The organism is Williamsia sp. Leaf354 (genome assembly GCF_001424365.1).
Classification (GTDB): domain Bacteria; phylum Actinomycetota; class Actinomycetes; order Mycobacteriales; family Mycobacteriaceae; genus Williamsia_A.
On the sequence record NZ_LMPL01000005.1, the window covers coordinates 922,725 to 937,255 of the forward strand.

Below are 14,531 nucleotides of genomic sequence, written 5' to 3' on the forward strand. Positions count from 1 at the left end.
CAGTTTGTCTGAGTTTGGTCGCCCCGTCACCTCGACGCGGCGAAAATTCATCTTCGTGCTCACTCGCCGTCATCCGTGGCGTGATGCGCACGGTGCCGCCCGTCGCGTGGCCGATCGCTACCATCGGATCGATGAGCCATCGACGGGAACCGGGCATCTGATGGCGGTGACGATCGTGGACCGCCTCGCCGGCGGGGCGAGCCGCTTCTTCCGTACCCACCCCACCACCGACGTGCCGACCGGCACGATGGTGCAGCTCGGTGACCGGGGCGCCACCTATGTCACCGACTCGGCGCGCATCGCATCGGGCCCGGATGCGGGTGGGATCGACGCGGCCGAGGCCGCGAAACCGCCGATCATCCTGTTGCACGCGGTCGTCACGACCGGCCTGTTGTCGTGGTACTCGGTGATCGACGACCTGCGCGCGGACTTCCGTGTCATCACGATGGATCAGCGCTGGCACGGTCGGGGGATCCGCTCGCCCCGCTTCACACTCGACGACTGCGCCGACGACGTCGTCGCCCTCGCCGACGCCCTGGGGATCGATCGGTTCGTCGCGGCGGGGTTCTCGATGGGCGGCGGCACCGCCCAGCTGACGTGGCGGCGTCACCGAGATCGGGTGTCGGGGCTCGTACTCGCCTCGACCGGACCGTATTTCGGTTCCTCGACCACCGGGCGTCCCCGCATCGACGCGATCACCCGGTTCGCCGCCCAGCGTTTCGCGACACCGGTCCCCGGCCTGGGGCCGCACGCACTCGACGAACGCGGCCTGTCCGACGGCGCGTGGGCACTCCGCCAGGTCCGATCGACGCGGTTGTCACACATGGGCGAGATCGGTTACGCCCTCGGCCAGTTCGACTCGCGCCCCTGGCTCGGAGAGATCGACGTGCCGACCGCGGTGTGTGTCACCACGCGAGATCGGGTGATCCCGATCGCGCGCCAGCAACTGCTCGTCGACGGCATCCCCGGCGCTCAGCGGTTCGATGTCGCTGCCGGACACGCCTGTTGCGTGCTGCAGTCGGACATCTTCACCCCGGTGTTCGTCGAGGCATGCGGCTGGGTCTGCACCCAGACACCGGAATCGACCTCCCGGGACACCGCGCGTCCATAGGATCGACGTCATGGACGACTCCGCGGTGCCCGGCAGCGACTACGTCATCGTGGGGGCGGGGTCCTCCGGGGCGGTGATCGCCGCCCGCCTCACCGAGAACCCCGACATCCACGTCACCCTGCTCGAGGCCGGCGGCCCCGACAAGGACAAGTTCATCCACATCCCCGCCGCGTTCGCGCAGCTCTTCGGCTCCGAGGTGGACTGGAACTACTTCACCGCCGATCAGCCCGAACTCAAACAGCGCCAGATCTTCTGGCCGCGCGGCAAGACACTGGGAGGGTCGAGTTCGCTCAACGCGATGATGTGGGTCCGCGGCTTCGCCGCCGATTACGAGGCGTGGGCCGCGGCCGCCGGCGACCAGTGGTCGTACTCCGAGGCCGTGAAGTGGTACCGGCGCATCGAGAACACCCCGTGGTCGACCGACCCCGACCACGGTCGCGGCGGACCGATGGAGATCTCCCGCCAGCGCAGCCCGAGTCCGCTCAACGACCTGTGCATGGCCGCGGCCGCGCGGCTCGGCTATCAGCAGGCGCCGCCGAATGTCGCCACCCCCGACGGGTTCACCGAGACCGTGGTGACCCAGCGCCGCGGGGCGCGGGAGAGCACCGCCGACGCCTACCTGCGCGAGGCGATGAAGCGCCCCAACCTCACGGTGCTCACCGGTGCCCACGCCACCCGCGTGGTCTTCGAGGGCACCCGCGCGGTCGGGGTGGAGTTCGTGGAGGACCGCACCACCCGCGTGGTCACCGCGAAGCGCGAGGTGATCCTGTCCGGCGGTGCGGTCAACTCCCCTGCCCTGCTGATGCATTCGGGAATCGGTGACGCCGAACACCTGCGCGGTCACGGCATCGACGTCCTCGTCGACCGACCCGACGTCGGATCGAAGATGCTCGATCACCTGGCCGCGGGCATCACCCGCACCACCGACGAACCGACTCTGTACCGGGCGACGAAGCCGAAGTCGCTGATCAACTATCTCGCCCGCCGCAAGGGGATGCTCACCTCGAACGTCGCCGAGAGCTACGGTTTCCTGCAGACCGGTCTCGACGATTCCGGCCTCGCCGACATCGAGATCCTCTTCGTTCCCGCACCGTTCCTGGGTCAGGGACTCGTCGCCCCCGAGGAGGACGGCATCACGATCGCGGCGGTGCTGCTGCAACCGCGCAGCGCCGGCACGGTCCGTCTGGCCTCGGCCGATCCGCTCGCCGCACCGATCATCGACCCGCGCTATCTCACCGATCCCGACGGGCACGATCGCGCGACGCTGGCCGCCGGCGTCGAGATCTGCGCGAAGCTCTTCGAGACCGCGCCGCTGTCGAACGTCGTCGGGAACCGTTACCTGCGACCGGCTCTCGACGGCACCCCGTCCCTCGGCGAACTCGTCGACGCGGCGATCAACCTCGACACCCAGACGCTGTACCACCCGGTGGGCACGTGTCGGATGGGCACCGACGACGACGCCGTCGTCGACCCCGACCTGCGGGTGCGTGGTGTGCAGGGACTGCGGGTCGCCGACGCGTCGGTGATGCCGGTGATCATCCGCGGGCACACCAACGCCCCGGCGATCATGATCGGCGAGAAGGCCGCCGAGCTGCTCGCTCAGGCGTGAGTCACGACGTGCATTCGGCGAGAAGCGCTTTCACGTCGTTCTCCATCGCATGCATCAGCGGCCACGCGTCGGGCATCTGTTCCTTGCAGGCGATGGCGCCGAAGTTCATCTGACCGTCGCACGACATGACGGTGACGTTGAGCCCCATCCCGTGGGCGACGGGACCGAGCGGGAACAGCGCCCGGATCCGCGACCCCAGGAAGTACAGCGGGAACGACGGGCCCGGCACGTTCGAGATGATGACGTTCACCACCGCCGGATGACGGTCGGCGAGACGGTAGTTCGAGTACAGGCGCGTCAACGCGCCCATCGTCATCGGCGGGATGAGCTGGGCCCACCCCCGCAGCAGTGATGCGTCGAGCGCGTTGTGGTGCGACTTCGCCGTCGTGGACAGCTCCCGCATGGCCTCGATCCGCGCGACGGGGTCGTCGACGTCGGTCGGCAGCGTCATCATCATCGCGGTCACCTGGTTGGTCCCCGCCACCACGAGCCGGTCGTCCTCCTCGCCGTGGGTCGACACCGGGACCGCGGCGATGAGCGGCCGGTCGGGCAGGTCGTCGGTGTCGGACAGATACTTCCGCAGGCCACCGGCGACCACGGCCATCACCACGTCGTTGATGGTGACGTCGAAGTGGTTCTTGATCGTCTTGATGTCGTCGAGCGAGATCTGGGTGAACCCGATCGAGCGGTGCGGTGTGATGGTGCCGTTGAACGCGACGCGCGGCGCGCTGAACGGTGTGGGCATGGCCTCGTTCGACCGGGAGCGACTCGCCCACTGGAACGGGACCCGCACGGTCTGGGGCAGCATCCGCGCGATCGAGATGGGGCGGCGGACGGCGAAGTTGACCAGCCCGTCGGCCACCAGCGCCGGCAGTGACGCGCCGCCGGCCGAGGTGCCCACCTTCGCCTCGTCGAGGTCGGGGTCCTCGGGGGTCAGCGAACACAGTTGCGCGAGGAGATCGGCGGCCGAGACACCGTCGACGCCCGCGTGGTGCATGCGCAACATGATCGCGATGTTCCCGTGGGGACGCCCCTCGATGACCCACAGCTCCCACAGCGGTTTGCTGCGATCGAGCGGGACCCCGGCGATGTGGGCGCAGAACTCGGCGAGTTCGGTGTCGCCGCCGGAGTCCGGCAGGGCGACCCGGTGGACGTGCCGCTCGATGTCGAACGCGCGGTCCTCGATCCACACCGGGTGGTCGAGGTTGAACAGGGAGTCGTGCAGCTTGCGGCGGAAGGTCGGCATCGCGGTGATGCGACGGTCCATCTCCCGCAGCATGCGGTCGAACGACCACCCGCCGGGGACGGTCGAGGGGTCGATCTCGATCAGACCGACCACCTGCATGAGCATCGAGCGCGTCTCCAGATAGAGGAACGACGCATCCAACCCACTCAGTCGTTCCATCGCACGACCATCCTCTCGCCCGCCACCGCGCCCACGTGCACTCCGCCGGGTGTCTCCACTCTGGACTACTCCTATCGTGGGAGTCATGCGATTGGGAGCACACGTACGCACCGACACCGACCCGATCGGGACCGCCGAGGACATGGGCGCCGATCTGCTGCAGATGTTCGTCACCGATCCGCAGGACCGGAAGATGCCGAAGCCGCAGCCGCATCCCGACGCCGACCGCATCCGGTCGTCACCGATCGACGTCGTCGTGCACTCCTCGTACATCATCAACGTCGCGAGCCTGAACAACCGGCTGCGGATGCCGTCGCGCAAGGCGGTCGAGCTGCAGGCCGCCGCGGCCGCCGACCTCGGCGCCATCGGCCTCGTGGTCCACGGCGGTCACCTCGGTGACGGGGAGGACGACGCCGAGGGATTCGCCAACTGGCGCAAGCTGTTCGAGCGCCAGGCCGACAAGGGCGGGTTCGCGGTCCCGATCTTCATCGAGAACACCGCCGGTGGCGACCACGCCATGGCCCGCACGCTGGAGTCGATCGAGCGGCTGTGGGACGCCGTCGGAGACTTCGACCAGGCGGGCTTCTGCCTCGACACCTGCCACGCGTGGGCCGGCGGCGAGGATCTCGTGGGCCTCGTGGAGCGGATCCGCGACATCACCGGACGCATCGACCTGGTGCACCTGAACAACTCGCGCGACGAGTTCGACTCCGGCCGCGACCGGCACGCCAACCTCACCGACGGGCACATCGGCTCGGAGGTCCTCGTGGAGGTCGCCCGCGCGGCCGCGGCGCCGGTCATCCTCGAGACTCCCGCCGAGGGCGTGGCCGATGACCTGGCCTTTCTCCGCGAACAGTTGGCCTGACCCCACCCTCGTCCACGGGTGACGGCAGCTCACACGGGAGCGCCCGGGGGATGTTGGACACATCGGTCACAAGGGAGTTGGCAGGCGCCGGGTCCGGTTGTATATTTGGCGTTATTACTCGCGGGTAACCTACCGATCGCTCGCTTGTAGACGCCTAGTTCGCGCGTCGACCCAGCCCCGTAGAACGAAGGAATTCCCTGATGGGCCATTACAAGAGCAACCTGCGAGACCTGGAGTTCAACCTCTTCGAGCTGTTCAAGCTCGACGAGGTCCTCGCCAGCGGCGACTTCGGTGACCTGGACCGCGAGACCGCGATCGACATGCTCAAAGAGGTCCGGACCCTCGCCGAGGGACCGATCGCCGAGTCGTTCGTCGATTCCGACCGCAACCCGCCGGTCTTCGATCCCGAGAACCACACGGTCACGCTGCCCGAGGCCTTCAAGAAGTCCTACAAGGCGTTCATGGACGCCGGGTGGGACAAGGTCGGCATCACCGAGGAGCTCGGCGGCATGCCCGCCCCGCGCACCCTGTTCTGGGCCATCAGCGAGATGATCCTCGGCGCCAACCCCGCCCTGTTCATGTACGGCGCCGGCACCGGCTTCTCGGAGATCCTCTGGAACAACGGCACCGACGAGCAGAAGAAGTGGGCCGAGATCTGCGCCGAGCGCGGCTGGGGCGCCACCATGGTCCTCACCGAGCCCGACGCCGGCTCCGACGTGGGCGCCGCCCGCACCAAGGCCGTGCAGCAGGACGACGGCTCGTGGCACATCGACGGCGTGAAGCGCTTCATCACCTCGGCCGATCAGGACATGACCGAGAACATCTTCCACCTCGTGCTGGCCCGCCCCGAGGGCGCGCGCCCCGGCACCAAGGGACTGTCGCTGTTCTTCCTCCCCAAGTACCACTTCGACTTCGAGACCGGTGAGCTCGGCGAGCGCAACGGTGTCTTCGTCACCAATGTCGAGCACAAGATGGGCCTGAAGGTCTCGGCCACCTGTGAGGTCACCTTCGGCCAGCACGGCATCCCGGCCAAGGGCTGGCTCGTCGGCGAGGTCCACGACGGCATCGCGCAGATGTTCGACGTCATCGAGCACGCCCGGATGATGGTGGGCACCAAGGCCATCGCGACCCTGTCGGCCGGTTACCTGACCGCACTCGACTACGCCAAGCAGCGCGTCCAGGGTGCCGACATGACGCAGATGACCAACAAGGCCGCACCGCGCGTCACCATCACCCACCACCCCGACGTGCGTCGCGCACTGCTCACCCAGAAGGCGTACGCCGAGGGTCTGCGCGCGATCTACCTCTACACCGCATCGCACCAGGACCCGTCGTCGGCGCAGATCGTCTCCGGCGCCGACAAGGACATGGCGTTCCGCGTCAACGACCTGCTGCTCCCGATCGTCAAGGGCGTCGGCTCCGAGCGCGCCTACGGCACGCTGACCGAGTCGCTGCAGACCCTCGGTGGATCCGGCTTCCTGCAGGACTACCCGATCGAGCAGTACATCCGTGACTCGAAGATCGACACCCTGTACGAGGGCACCACGGCGATCCAGGCACAGGACTTCTTCTTCCGGAAGATCATCCGCGACAAGGGTCAGGCGCTCGCGCACGTGGCCGGCCAGATCAGCTCGTTCATCGACTCCGAGGCCGGCAACGGTCGCCTCAAGGCCGAGCGCGCGCTGCTGAAGACCGCCCTCGACGACGTGCAGGGCATGGCCGCCACCCTCACCGGCTTCCTCATGGGAGCCCAGGAGGACGCCACCCAGCTCTACAAGGTGGGCCTCGGCTCGGTGCGGTTCCTCATGTCGGTCGGCGACCTGATGATCGGCTGGTTGCTGCTGCGCCAGGCAGAGGTCGCGCTCACCGCACTCGACAACGGCGCCACCGGTGCCGACAAGTCGTTCTACGAGGGCAAGATCGCGGTCGCCTCGTTCTTCGCGAAGAACATGCTCCCGCAGCTGACCTCCACCAAGGCCATCATCGACAACATCGACAATGACCCCATGGAGCTCGACGAAGCCGCGTTCTGATCCAGACAATGTGAAAAGCGGGCCCGGTCCTCATGGACCGGGCCCGCTGTCGTTGTATCGGGCTTCGTCGCGCGCCCACCGTCTCGACGCGCGCGAACCTGCACGCGCGTATGAACGGCCGACGCGCGAGGCCGGTAGCGTCGAGGACACAGCCCTTTGGTGACGCAGCCAAGTCGTCGCACCGGGATCTCCCACCAGAAGGGTCGTGCGCCATGTCAGGCGTGTCACTCCATTTCGATCGCCGCGGAAGCGGCACCCCACTGCTCCTGGTCCACGGCCTCGGCGCGAGCTGGGCGTCGTGGTCGCCGATCCTCGATCAGCTCGCGCAGCACCGCGATGTCATCAGCGTCGACCTCCCGGGATTCGGCGAGACCCCGCCACTCCCGGGCGAGGTGACGATCGCGTCGCTCACCGATGCGGTCTCGGATTTCATCGACACCCACGATCTGGCGGGCATCGACACGGTCGGCAGCTCGATGGGCGCGCGCATGGTCCTCGAGCTCGCGCGGCGTGGCGTCGGCGGCGACACCGTCGCGTTGGATCCCGGCGGCTTCTGGAGTCCCGGTGAACTCCGCTTCTTCAGCACAGCCCTCAAGGCGTCGTTGCCGCTGGTCCTCGGGTTGCAGCCGGTGATGCCCGCACTCACCGGCAACCCCGTCGGACGCACGGCGTTGCTCACGCAGTTCTCGGCGGCGCCGTGGAAACTGCCCTCGTCGGTGGCGTTGCACGAGATGCGCAGCTTCAAGAAGGCGACGTCGCTGCGGGATGCACTCGACGCGCTCGTCGACGGTCCACTGCAGGAGGGCGCACCGGCCGGGACGACTCCGGGGCGGGTCACCATCGGCTGGGGTCGGCAGGACCGCGTCACACTGCCCAAGCAGGCCGAGCGGGCGCACGCGGCGTTCCCCGGCTCCGAGCTGCACTGGTTCGACAAGTGCGGGCATTTCCCGATGTGGGATCAGCCGGCGCAGACCGTGGAACTCATCCTCGGCCGCACCGGCTGATCAGTCCCCAGATCTACTTCGGGGGCATCCGGATGCCGCCGTCGACGCGGACGACCTCGGCGTTCATGTACGAGTTGGTGATCAGCTCGATCACCATCGAGGCCAGTTCGTCGGGCTGTCCGAGACGGTTCGGGAACAGGACGCTCTGCCCGAGATGGGCCTTGAACTTCTCGGAATCCTCGCCCTCGCCGTAGATCGGGGTGTCGATGAGACCCGGGGCCACGGTGTTGACGCGGATCTTGGCCGCCGCGAGGTCGCGGGCGACGGGCAGGGTCATGCCCACGACACCGCCCTTCGACGACGAGTAGGCGACCTGCCCGATCTGGCCGTCGAACGCCGCGACGCTGGCCATCGAGACGATGGCACCCTTCTCGCCGGTGGCGGTCTCCTCGCCGCGGCTCATCGCGGTGGCGGCCAGGCGGATGCAGTCGAAGGTGCCGATCAGGTTGATCGCGATGACCTTCTTGTAGTTGTCGAGGTTGAACGCTGAGTCGTACTCGCCGTCACGCCCGATGGTGCGCTGCGCCGAACCGATGCCCGCAGAGTTGACCAGCGCACGCAGGGGTCCCAGCTCGAGCGACTTGTCGACCGCGGCCTTGATCTGCTCGGTGTCGGTCACGTCGACGCTGACGAAGACGCCGCCGATCTCCTTGGCGAGGGCCTCGCCCTTCTCCGCCTGCAGGTCGGCGACGACGACGCGGGCGCCCTTCGCGGCGAGCTGCCGCGCGGCGGCCGCTCCGATGCCCGAGGCACCACCGGTGACGATTGCACTTGCTCCAGAGATATCCATGAACGCAGCCTACGAGCACCGGGCCGGCCGAACCAGGACGCCCCGCCCGAGCGCTCGCTCAGGGGCCGGAGATCACGGTTGTGGGATCAGGGACGGACGAGCTCGACGAGGTGTCGTCCGGAGATCACGTGGGCGGTGCCCATCCCCAATCCGGCGCGCTCGGCGATCTCGCGTGCGGCGCCCACCCCGACGCGCGCCCAGGGGAACCAGGGCCCGGCGACGTTGCGCGACTCGACGCGAACCGCACCCGACCACACCGATCCGTTCCATCCCGGCGCCGAACCGACACCGGACTCGAGTTCGACGATCACCGTGCCACCGGGCGCGACGAGGTCTGCCGCCCGACGAACCACCTCGTGGGGGTCGCCGCCGATGCCGACGTTGCCGTCGATCAGCAGCGCGTGATGCCAACCGCCCTCACCGGGCATGCGCTCGAAGATGCTGCGGCGCAGGGCGACCCCGCCGCGCTTACGGGTCATCGCGATGGCGCGGGCGCTGCGGTCGACACCGAGGGCGCACACGCCGTGCTCGATCAGCTCGCTCACCAGTCGTCCCGGGCCGCACCCGAGATCGATGGTGGGGCCCGAACACATCCGCGCGATATGGCGATCGAAGGCGGCGTCCTCATGGTCGCCGCTCGTGCCCAACCACCGGGTCACCGGCAGACAGGTCCGCGTGCCGTCCGCCAGCCGCAGCCAACTGTTCTGTCCGCGTACGGCGTCGAGGAAGGCGTCGTCGAAATGCGGGATCTCGTCGGACAGGTCGACTGCGCCGTGGCCCACATTCACTTCCGGGGAGAACTCGTCAGGAACGCTCATGGGCCACCGCCGATCTCAGTTCGGCGGATATCCGCGCGAACGCGCTCGTCGGGGCACAGGTCTCGGCCACCTCGGTCACGTCCGCCGGATGGTCCACATCGGTCAAGGACTTCAGGAACGCCACGCTACATCCTCCACGCCGCAGCGCGTCGGCAGTCCGCTCACCGGTGTCCGACTGCGACATCGCCACACCGGGCAGCACCTGCGCCCCGCGGGCACCTGAGACGGCGAGTCCCCACCAGCCGCCGTCGGTGGCGAGGCCGAGCGCGGCGTCGTGGTCGTCGAGCGCATCGAGCCCACTGACCAGCAGTTCCACCGTGACCTGGGGGGTGTCCATCCCGATCTGCATCACCCGACCGCCGCCCACCTGCGCGGCCGCGTCGCGATGAGCGCGGTCGAGGCGATCCCCCAGGGTGTCCCCATGCTGTTCCATCACGGTGGTTCGAGACAGACGCGCGCGCAGATCGTCGGATCCGACGGCGTCGTCGATCACACCGGCCAGCGACACCACGACGATCGCCTCGGGCACCGACAACGCCGTGTCGAGGGTGTCGAGCAGGGCCGCCGACGCCAGCGTCGCGGCCTCGGTCGCGGAATACCCCGCCATCAGGCGCGTCTTCACCAGCCCGGGCACGGGTGCCTTCGCGACCACCAGGATCGCGCGCGCCGCGCTCACGACCGGGTCCCCGAACTCAGTGCTCCGAGGAAATCGCGAGCGGCACGGGCCGATCCGACGAACGACCCCGACACCTTCGACGTCCCCGCGGTGCGCGGACGGTAGGACACGTTGGTCTCGGCGATCGTCCAGCCGGCGTCGGCGGCACGGGCCAGCAACTCCACCGGATAACCGAAGCGCATGTCCTCGATGGTCAACTCCAACAGTCGGTTCCGGCGCGCGGCGCGCATCGGTCCGATGTCGTGGACGTCGATGCCGAGCGTGCGCCGCAAACGTCGCGCCGCCCAGAGCGTTCCGAGACGTGAGTGCAGCGGCCACACGCCGCGTTCGACCGGTTTGCGGCATCCGACGGCGAGGTCGGCGCCGCCCTCGAGGAGTGCGACGAGGGCTTTCAGGTCGGCCGGATCCATCGACCCGTCACCGTCGATGGTGCAGACGATGTCGGTCTCGGCGGCGAGCACTCCGGCGTGCACCGCGCTCCCGTAGCCCGGAACCGGTTGATAGACAACGACAGCGCCATGCGCGGTGGCGACCTCGGCGGTGCCGTCGGTGCTGCCGTTGTCGACCACGAGAGGGTGATAGCCCTCCGGCATCCGGGCCAACAGGTCGGGCAGGGACCGCGCCTCGTCACGACACGGGATGACGACCGTGACCGTGGTCGCGACGGCAGGGGTCGTACAGGCAGGGGTGTCCATCGTGTCCGAGGCTATTGGCTCGGACCGGTGTCGCGCCGCGAAAAGGCCATGCTCGAACCATAACGTGACCACCGCGCACCCCGCTGCGGTGGCGTCGTGGCCGAATCGAGGCGCTCGATGCCTAGATTGGAGCGGTGACGGCCACACAGAGCGACGAAACGGACATTCGCGAGGAGCTGCCGAGGGGTGCATCGCCCGCCGGGCGGCCGAGGTGGTTCCGCGACACCGCCGCCGTCCTCGCCGCGGCCGCGCTGATGCTCACGTCGATACTCGTCCCGTTCTACGGTTCGCCGGAACTGAAGCTGAACATCTTCGTGCTCGCGCCGCCGCTGTTCGGTGGGGTGGAGCCGCACGGCAACTACAGCACCGCCGTCGCCGTGGCGATCGGGCTGCTGGTGATCGCATTCGGCCCCTGGGTCGCGCGCACGCTGCGCTGGCGGGCCCTGCTGGCGGTCACGTGGATCGTGGGCATCGCGTGGACCCTGAGCCTGGCCCTCATCGACGGGTGGACGCGCGGCATCTCCACCCAGCTCGACCGACCCGACGAGTACCTCCCCACCGCACGGGGCGTGACCGACATCGGCCGCCTGATCTCCACGTTCGACTCGCGGATCCTCGACTTCCAGCCGAACTCGTGGCCCACCCATGTCTCCGGACATCCCGTGGGGGCTCTGTTGAGTTTCGTGCTGCTCGACCGGGTCGGTCTGGGCACCGGCACCCGGGCAGGGGTGTTCTGCATCGTGGTCGGCACCAGTGCGGTGATCGCTCTCTGTGTCGCCGTGCGCTGCCTCGCCGACGAGACCACCGCCCGACGCATCGCACCGTTCGCCGCCGTCACCCCGGGCGCGGTGTGGATCGGGGTGTCGGCCGACGGCTACTTCATGGGCGTCGTCGCGTGGGGGATCGCGCTGCTGGCGGTGTCGGCGACGACAGACCGTGCGCGGATCCGCGCGTTCGCGGGCATCGGGGCCGGTCTGCTGCTGGCCTTCGGCATCTTCTGCAACTACGGCCTCACGCTGATGGGCGTCATCGCCGTCGCGACGCTGATCGTGGCGCGCGCGTGGCGCCCGCTGCTGTGGGCGATCCCCGCCGCCCTGATCGTCGTGGCGGTTTTCGCCGCCGCGGGATTCTGGTGGCTCGACGGCTACCACCTCGTCTACGAGCGCTACTACCAGGGCATCGCCAGCAAACGGCCGTACTCGTACTGGGTGTGGGCGAACTTCGCGGCGTCGATGTGTGCGGTCGGCCCTGCGGCCGTGGTCGGCCTCGGTCGCGCCCTGCGCCGGCGTCCCATCGCCCGCCGCGAAGCGGTCGTGATCCTCGGCCTCGCCGGGTTGCTCGCGATGGCGCTCGCCGACCTCAGCGGGCTGAGCAAGGCCGAGACCGAACGCATCTGGCTCCCGTTCGGCGCCTGGATCCTCACCACCACCGCGCTGCTCCCACCACGCCAACAGCGGTTCTGGCTCGCCGCCCAGATCCTCACGGCACTGCTCATCAACAGCATCGTCCGCACCCACTGGTGAGCGCATCGGTCCCGCACGAGCCGTACACAACTGTCACCGCTGACGCCTGGCACGGGCGATATCCACGTGCCGCGGCTCACCGGTGACAGTTGTGTACCGGCGGCGTCAATCCCGCAGGGGTGCGGTCGCGAACTCGCGGATCCCGTCGGCGGGGGTGATCTGGGCGGTGAACCCGAGGGTCTCGCGGGCGTGCGCCGGATCGGCGACGATGTGCCGGACGTCGCCGGGTCGGAACCGTCCGGTGGTGACCGGCTCGGGGCCGTCGATCGAGCGACACAGCTCGTGGGCGACCTCGCCGATGGTGATGGGGTGACCCGAGCAGACGTTGAACCTATCGAACCCGGGCGGCGTGTTCTCGATCGCGACGACGTTGGCGCGGGCGATGTCGTCGACGTGGATGAAGTCACGCATCTGACCGCCGTCCTCGAACACCGTCGGCGCCTGACCGTTCTCCAGCTGCGACCGGAAGATCGCCGCGACACCCGCGTACGGGGTGTCGCGCGGCATGTGCGGGCCATAGACGTTGTGATAGCGCAGAGCCGTGACCGAACCGCCGGTCTCCAGCGTCCAGGCCTTGGCGAACGCCTCCTGCGCGGCCTTGCTCGCGGCGTAGTAGCTGCGCGGGGCGATCGGCGCGCTCTCCGGGGTCAGCGTCCACTGCGCCGGGGTTCCGTCGGCGAGGTAGCGCTCGAAGTGGCCGGCCTCCAGCGCCTCGGTCGTGCGGGCCGGCGGGTCGACGGCGGCGCCCACCGCGTCGGTGTAGGTGCCGTCGCCGTAGACGACCATCGACGACGCCAGGACCAGCCGCTCGACTCCCCTGCGGTACATCGCGGCGAGCAGTCGGGCCGTCACGAGATCGTTGTCGGCGGCGTAGTCCGGGGCGTCGCGGGCGTCGACCCCGGCGCCCACCATCGCGGCCTGGTGGCACACCACGTCGACGCCGTCGAGTATCGAATCGATATCGGCCGTGCGGAGATTGGAGACCTGCACGCCCTCGGGTGCCTGAGCGTCGGGGCCGTGCGCGGCGGGGATCATGCCGTCGACGGCGACCACGTCGTGGCCTCGCTCGAGCAGCTGGCGACGGATGTGCGAACCGATGAACCCGGCGGCGCCGGTGAGCAGGACGCGACTCATGACAGACCCGGCAGGAGTGCGGCGAGATCGTGTCCGCCTGCGGCACAGTCACACTCACCGTCGGCGTCGACCAGGGCGACGGCGTGGGTGAGCAAGCCCTTCAGCATGGCGAGGCTGCGTTCGAAGACGGCGTACACATCGGCCTCGGACACACCCTCCCCCGCGTTGACACCGGCGTCGTAGTCGGTGACGAGAGCGATGGGGGCGTAACACATCTGGAGCTCGCGGGCGAGGACGGCCTCGGGGTGGCCGGTCATGTTGACCAGGGTCCAACCCTGCCGCGCGAACCACTGGCTCTCCGCGCGGGTCGAGAAACGCGGCCCCTCCACGATCGCCATCGTCCCGCCGTCGGTCACCGGCGGCTTCGCGGGCACGGCGACCGCGGCCTCGTGCGCCGAGGCACGCAGCTGCGGGCAGTACGGGTCGGCGAAGCTGACGTGTACGGCGTCGGTGTCGAAGAACGTCTGCGCACGACCCGAGGTGCGGTCGACGAGTTGGTCGGGGATGACCACCGCACCGGGACCGATCTCGGCGACGAGGCTTCCCACCGCGCACGGCGCCAGCACCCGACGTACGCCGAGCGACCGCAGCGCCCACATCGTCGCCCGGTAGGGAACGCGATGCGGCGGGTACTCGTGGTGCAGTCCGTGGCGGGGCACGAACGCGACGTCGACACCGTCGACGGTGCCCACCGACACCGGGGCGCTGGGGGCGCCGAAGGGGGTGTCGATCTCGATCTGCTCGGCGGCGGAATCGAAGAACGAGTAGAAGCCCGTTCCCCCGATGACTCCGATCCGGGCGCGGTTGTGCTGGTCGCTCATGGCACCAACAGTGCCCCACCGGTGACGACACTGCCCGCTCGGGGGTT

The 14,531-nt window shown here is 68.9% G+C and carries 13 protein-coding genes; 6 read left to right on the top strand and 7 right to left on the bottom strand.

Features of this window, described 5'->3' with window-relative positions; all coding sequences use genetic code 11:
• Positions 1–106 precede the first annotated feature (106 nt).
• Together ASG12_RS20860 and ASG12_RS20865 are read left to right on the top strand one after the other, a co-directional pair.
• On the top strand, positions 107–1,111 hold the full coding sequence (locus ASG12_RS20860) for an alpha/beta fold hydrolase (protein WP_327197969.1): 1,005 nt from the start codon (positions 107–109) through the stop codon (positions 1,109–1,111).
• Positions 1,112–1,121: 10 nt separating this feature from the next.
• On the top strand, positions 1,122–2,720 hold the full coding sequence (locus ASG12_RS20865; protein WP_055793734.1) for a GMC family oxidoreductase: 1,599 nt from the start codon (positions 1,122–1,124) through the stop codon (positions 2,718–2,720).
• Between the two features lies 1 nt (position 2,721).
• Here ASG12_RS20865 and ASG12_RS20870 read toward each other — a convergent pair whose 3' ends face one another.
• The gene (locus ASG12_RS20870) at positions 2,722–4,125 is read right to left on the bottom strand and encodes a WS/DGAT/MGAT family O-acyltransferase (RefSeq protein ID WP_055793735.1); all 1,404 of its coding nucleotides are present in this window, start codon (positions 4,123–4,125) and stop codon (positions 2,722–2,724) included.
• A gap of 85 nt (positions 4,126–4,210) precedes the next feature.
• Between ASG12_RS20870 and ASG12_RS20875 the strand changes: the two genes are divergently transcribed.
• The 3 genes from ASG12_RS20875 (at position 4,211) to ASG12_RS20885 (ending at position 8,027) form a co-directional block, all read left to right on the top strand.
• Positions 4,211–4,990 carry a deoxyribonuclease IV gene (locus tag ASG12_RS20875; RefSeq protein ID WP_055793737.1) on the top strand — a complete coding sequence of 260 codons (780 nt, stop codon included), beginning with the start codon at positions 4,211–4,213 and terminating at the stop codon, positions 4,988–4,990.
• Positions 4,991–5,190: 200 nt separating this feature from the next.
• Complete coding sequence (locus tag ASG12_RS20880) at positions 5,191–7,023, top strand: acyl-CoA dehydrogenase (RefSeq protein ID WP_055793740.1); 1,833 nt, start codon at positions 5,191–5,193, stop codon at positions 7,021–7,023.
• A gap of 212 nt (positions 7,024–7,235) precedes the next feature.
• Complete coding sequence (locus ASG12_RS20885; RefSeq protein ID WP_200932831.1) at positions 7,236–8,027, top strand: alpha/beta fold hydrolase; 792 nt, start codon at positions 7,236–7,238, stop codon at positions 8,025–8,027.
• A gap of 13 nt (positions 8,028–8,040) precedes the next feature.
• On the opposite strand, the gene ASG12_RS20890 is transcribed toward ASG12_RS20885, so the two are convergent.
• The 4 genes from ASG12_RS20890 to ASG12_RS20905 form a co-directional block, all read right to left on the bottom strand.
• Positions 8,041–8,817 carry an SDR family NAD(P)-dependent oxidoreductase gene (locus ASG12_RS20890; protein WP_055793741.1) on the bottom strand — a complete coding sequence of 259 codons (777 nt, stop codon included), beginning with the start codon at positions 8,815–8,817 and terminating at the stop codon, positions 8,041–8,043.
• 86 nt (positions 8,818–8,903) lie between these two features.
• Positions 8,904–9,635 (bottom strand): class I SAM-dependent methyltransferase, encoded by a 732-nt coding sequence (locus tag ASG12_RS20895; RefSeq protein WP_156378210.1) that lies wholly within the window; start codon positions 9,633–9,635, stop codon positions 8,904–8,906.
• Positions 9,622–10,311 (bottom strand): TIGR04282 family arsenosugar biosynthesis glycosyltransferase, encoded by a 690-nt coding sequence (locus tag ASG12_RS20900; protein WP_055793743.1) that lies wholly within the window; start codon positions 10,309–10,311, stop codon positions 9,622–9,624. Before ASG12_RS20900 ends, ASG12_RS20895 begins: the two co-directional genes overlap by 14 nt.
• A complete protein-coding gene (locus ASG12_RS20905) occupies positions 10,308–11,006 on the bottom strand; it encodes a glycosyltransferase family 2 protein (protein WP_055793745.1) in 699 nt (232 codons plus the stop codon). The genes ASG12_RS20900 and ASG12_RS20905 overlap by 4 nt, the downstream gene beginning before the upstream one ends.
• Positions 11,007–11,140: 134 nt before the next feature.
• On the opposite strand from ASG12_RS20905, the gene ASG12_RS20910 reads away from it, so the two are divergent.
• On the top strand, positions 11,141–12,529 hold the full coding sequence (locus tag ASG12_RS20910) for a hypothetical protein (protein WP_235457743.1): 1,389 nt from the start codon (positions 11,141–11,143) through the stop codon (positions 12,527–12,529).
• A 105-nt stretch (positions 12,530–12,634) separates the two neighbouring features.
• Here ASG12_RS20910 and ASG12_RS20915 read toward each other — a convergent pair whose 3' ends face one another.
• The gene (locus tag ASG12_RS20915; RefSeq protein ID WP_055793746.1) at positions 12,635–13,663 is read right to left on the bottom strand and encodes an NAD-dependent epimerase/dehydratase family protein; all 1,029 of its coding nucleotides are present in this window, start codon (positions 13,661–13,663) and stop codon (positions 12,635–12,637) included.
• On the bottom strand, positions 13,660–14,484 hold the full coding sequence (locus ASG12_RS20920; protein ID WP_055793748.1) for an S-methyl-5'-thioadenosine phosphorylase: 825 nt from the start codon (positions 14,482–14,484) through the stop codon (positions 13,660–13,662). Before ASG12_RS20920 ends, ASG12_RS20915 begins: the two co-directional genes overlap by 4 nt.
• Positions 14,485–14,531: the final 47 nt, after the last annotated feature.

What these genes read in the sequence shown, in the direction of transcription:
- ASG12_RS20905 (WP_055793745.1), bottom strand. Translation starts at nt 11,006, where the DNA reads ATGGACACCCCTGCCTGTACGACCCCTGCCGTCGCGACCACGGTCACG.
- ASG12_RS20895 (WP_156378210.1), bottom strand. Translation starts at nt 9,635, where the DNA reads ATGAGCGTTCCTGACGAGTTCTCCCCGGAAGTGAATGTGGGCCACGGC.
- ASG12_RS20915 (WP_055793746.1), bottom strand. Translation starts at nt 13,663, where the DNA reads ATGAGTCGCGTCCTGCTCACCGGCGCCGCCGGGTTCATCGGTTCGCAC.
- ASG12_RS20885 (WP_200932831.1), top strand. Translation starts at nt 7,236, where the DNA reads ATGTCAGGCGTGTCACTCCATTTCGATCGCCGCGGAAGCGGCACCCCA.
- ASG12_RS20890 (WP_055793741.1), bottom strand. Translation starts at nt 8,817, where the DNA reads ATGGATATCTCTGGAGCAAGTGCAATCGTCACCGGTGGTGCCTCGGGC.
- ASG12_RS20870 (WP_055793735.1), bottom strand. Translation starts at nt 4,125, where the DNA reads ATGGAACGACTGAGTGGGTTGGATGCGTCGTTCCTCTATCTGGAGACG.
- ASG12_RS20865 (WP_055793734.1), top strand. Translation starts at nt 1,122, where the DNA reads ATGGACGACTCCGCGGTGCCCGGCAGCGACTACGTCATCGTGGGGGCG.
- ASG12_RS20875 (WP_055793737.1), top strand. Translation starts at nt 4,211, where the DNA reads ATGCGATTGGGAGCACACGTACGCACCGACACCGACCCGATCGGGACC.
- ASG12_RS20880 (WP_055793740.1), top strand. Translation starts at nt 5,191, where the DNA reads ATGGGCCATTACAAGAGCAACCTGCGAGACCTGGAGTTCAACCTCTTC.
- ASG12_RS20920 (WP_055793748.1), bottom strand. Translation starts at nt 14,484, where the DNA reads ATGAGCGACCAGCACAACCGCGCCCGGATCGGAGTCATCGGGGGAACG.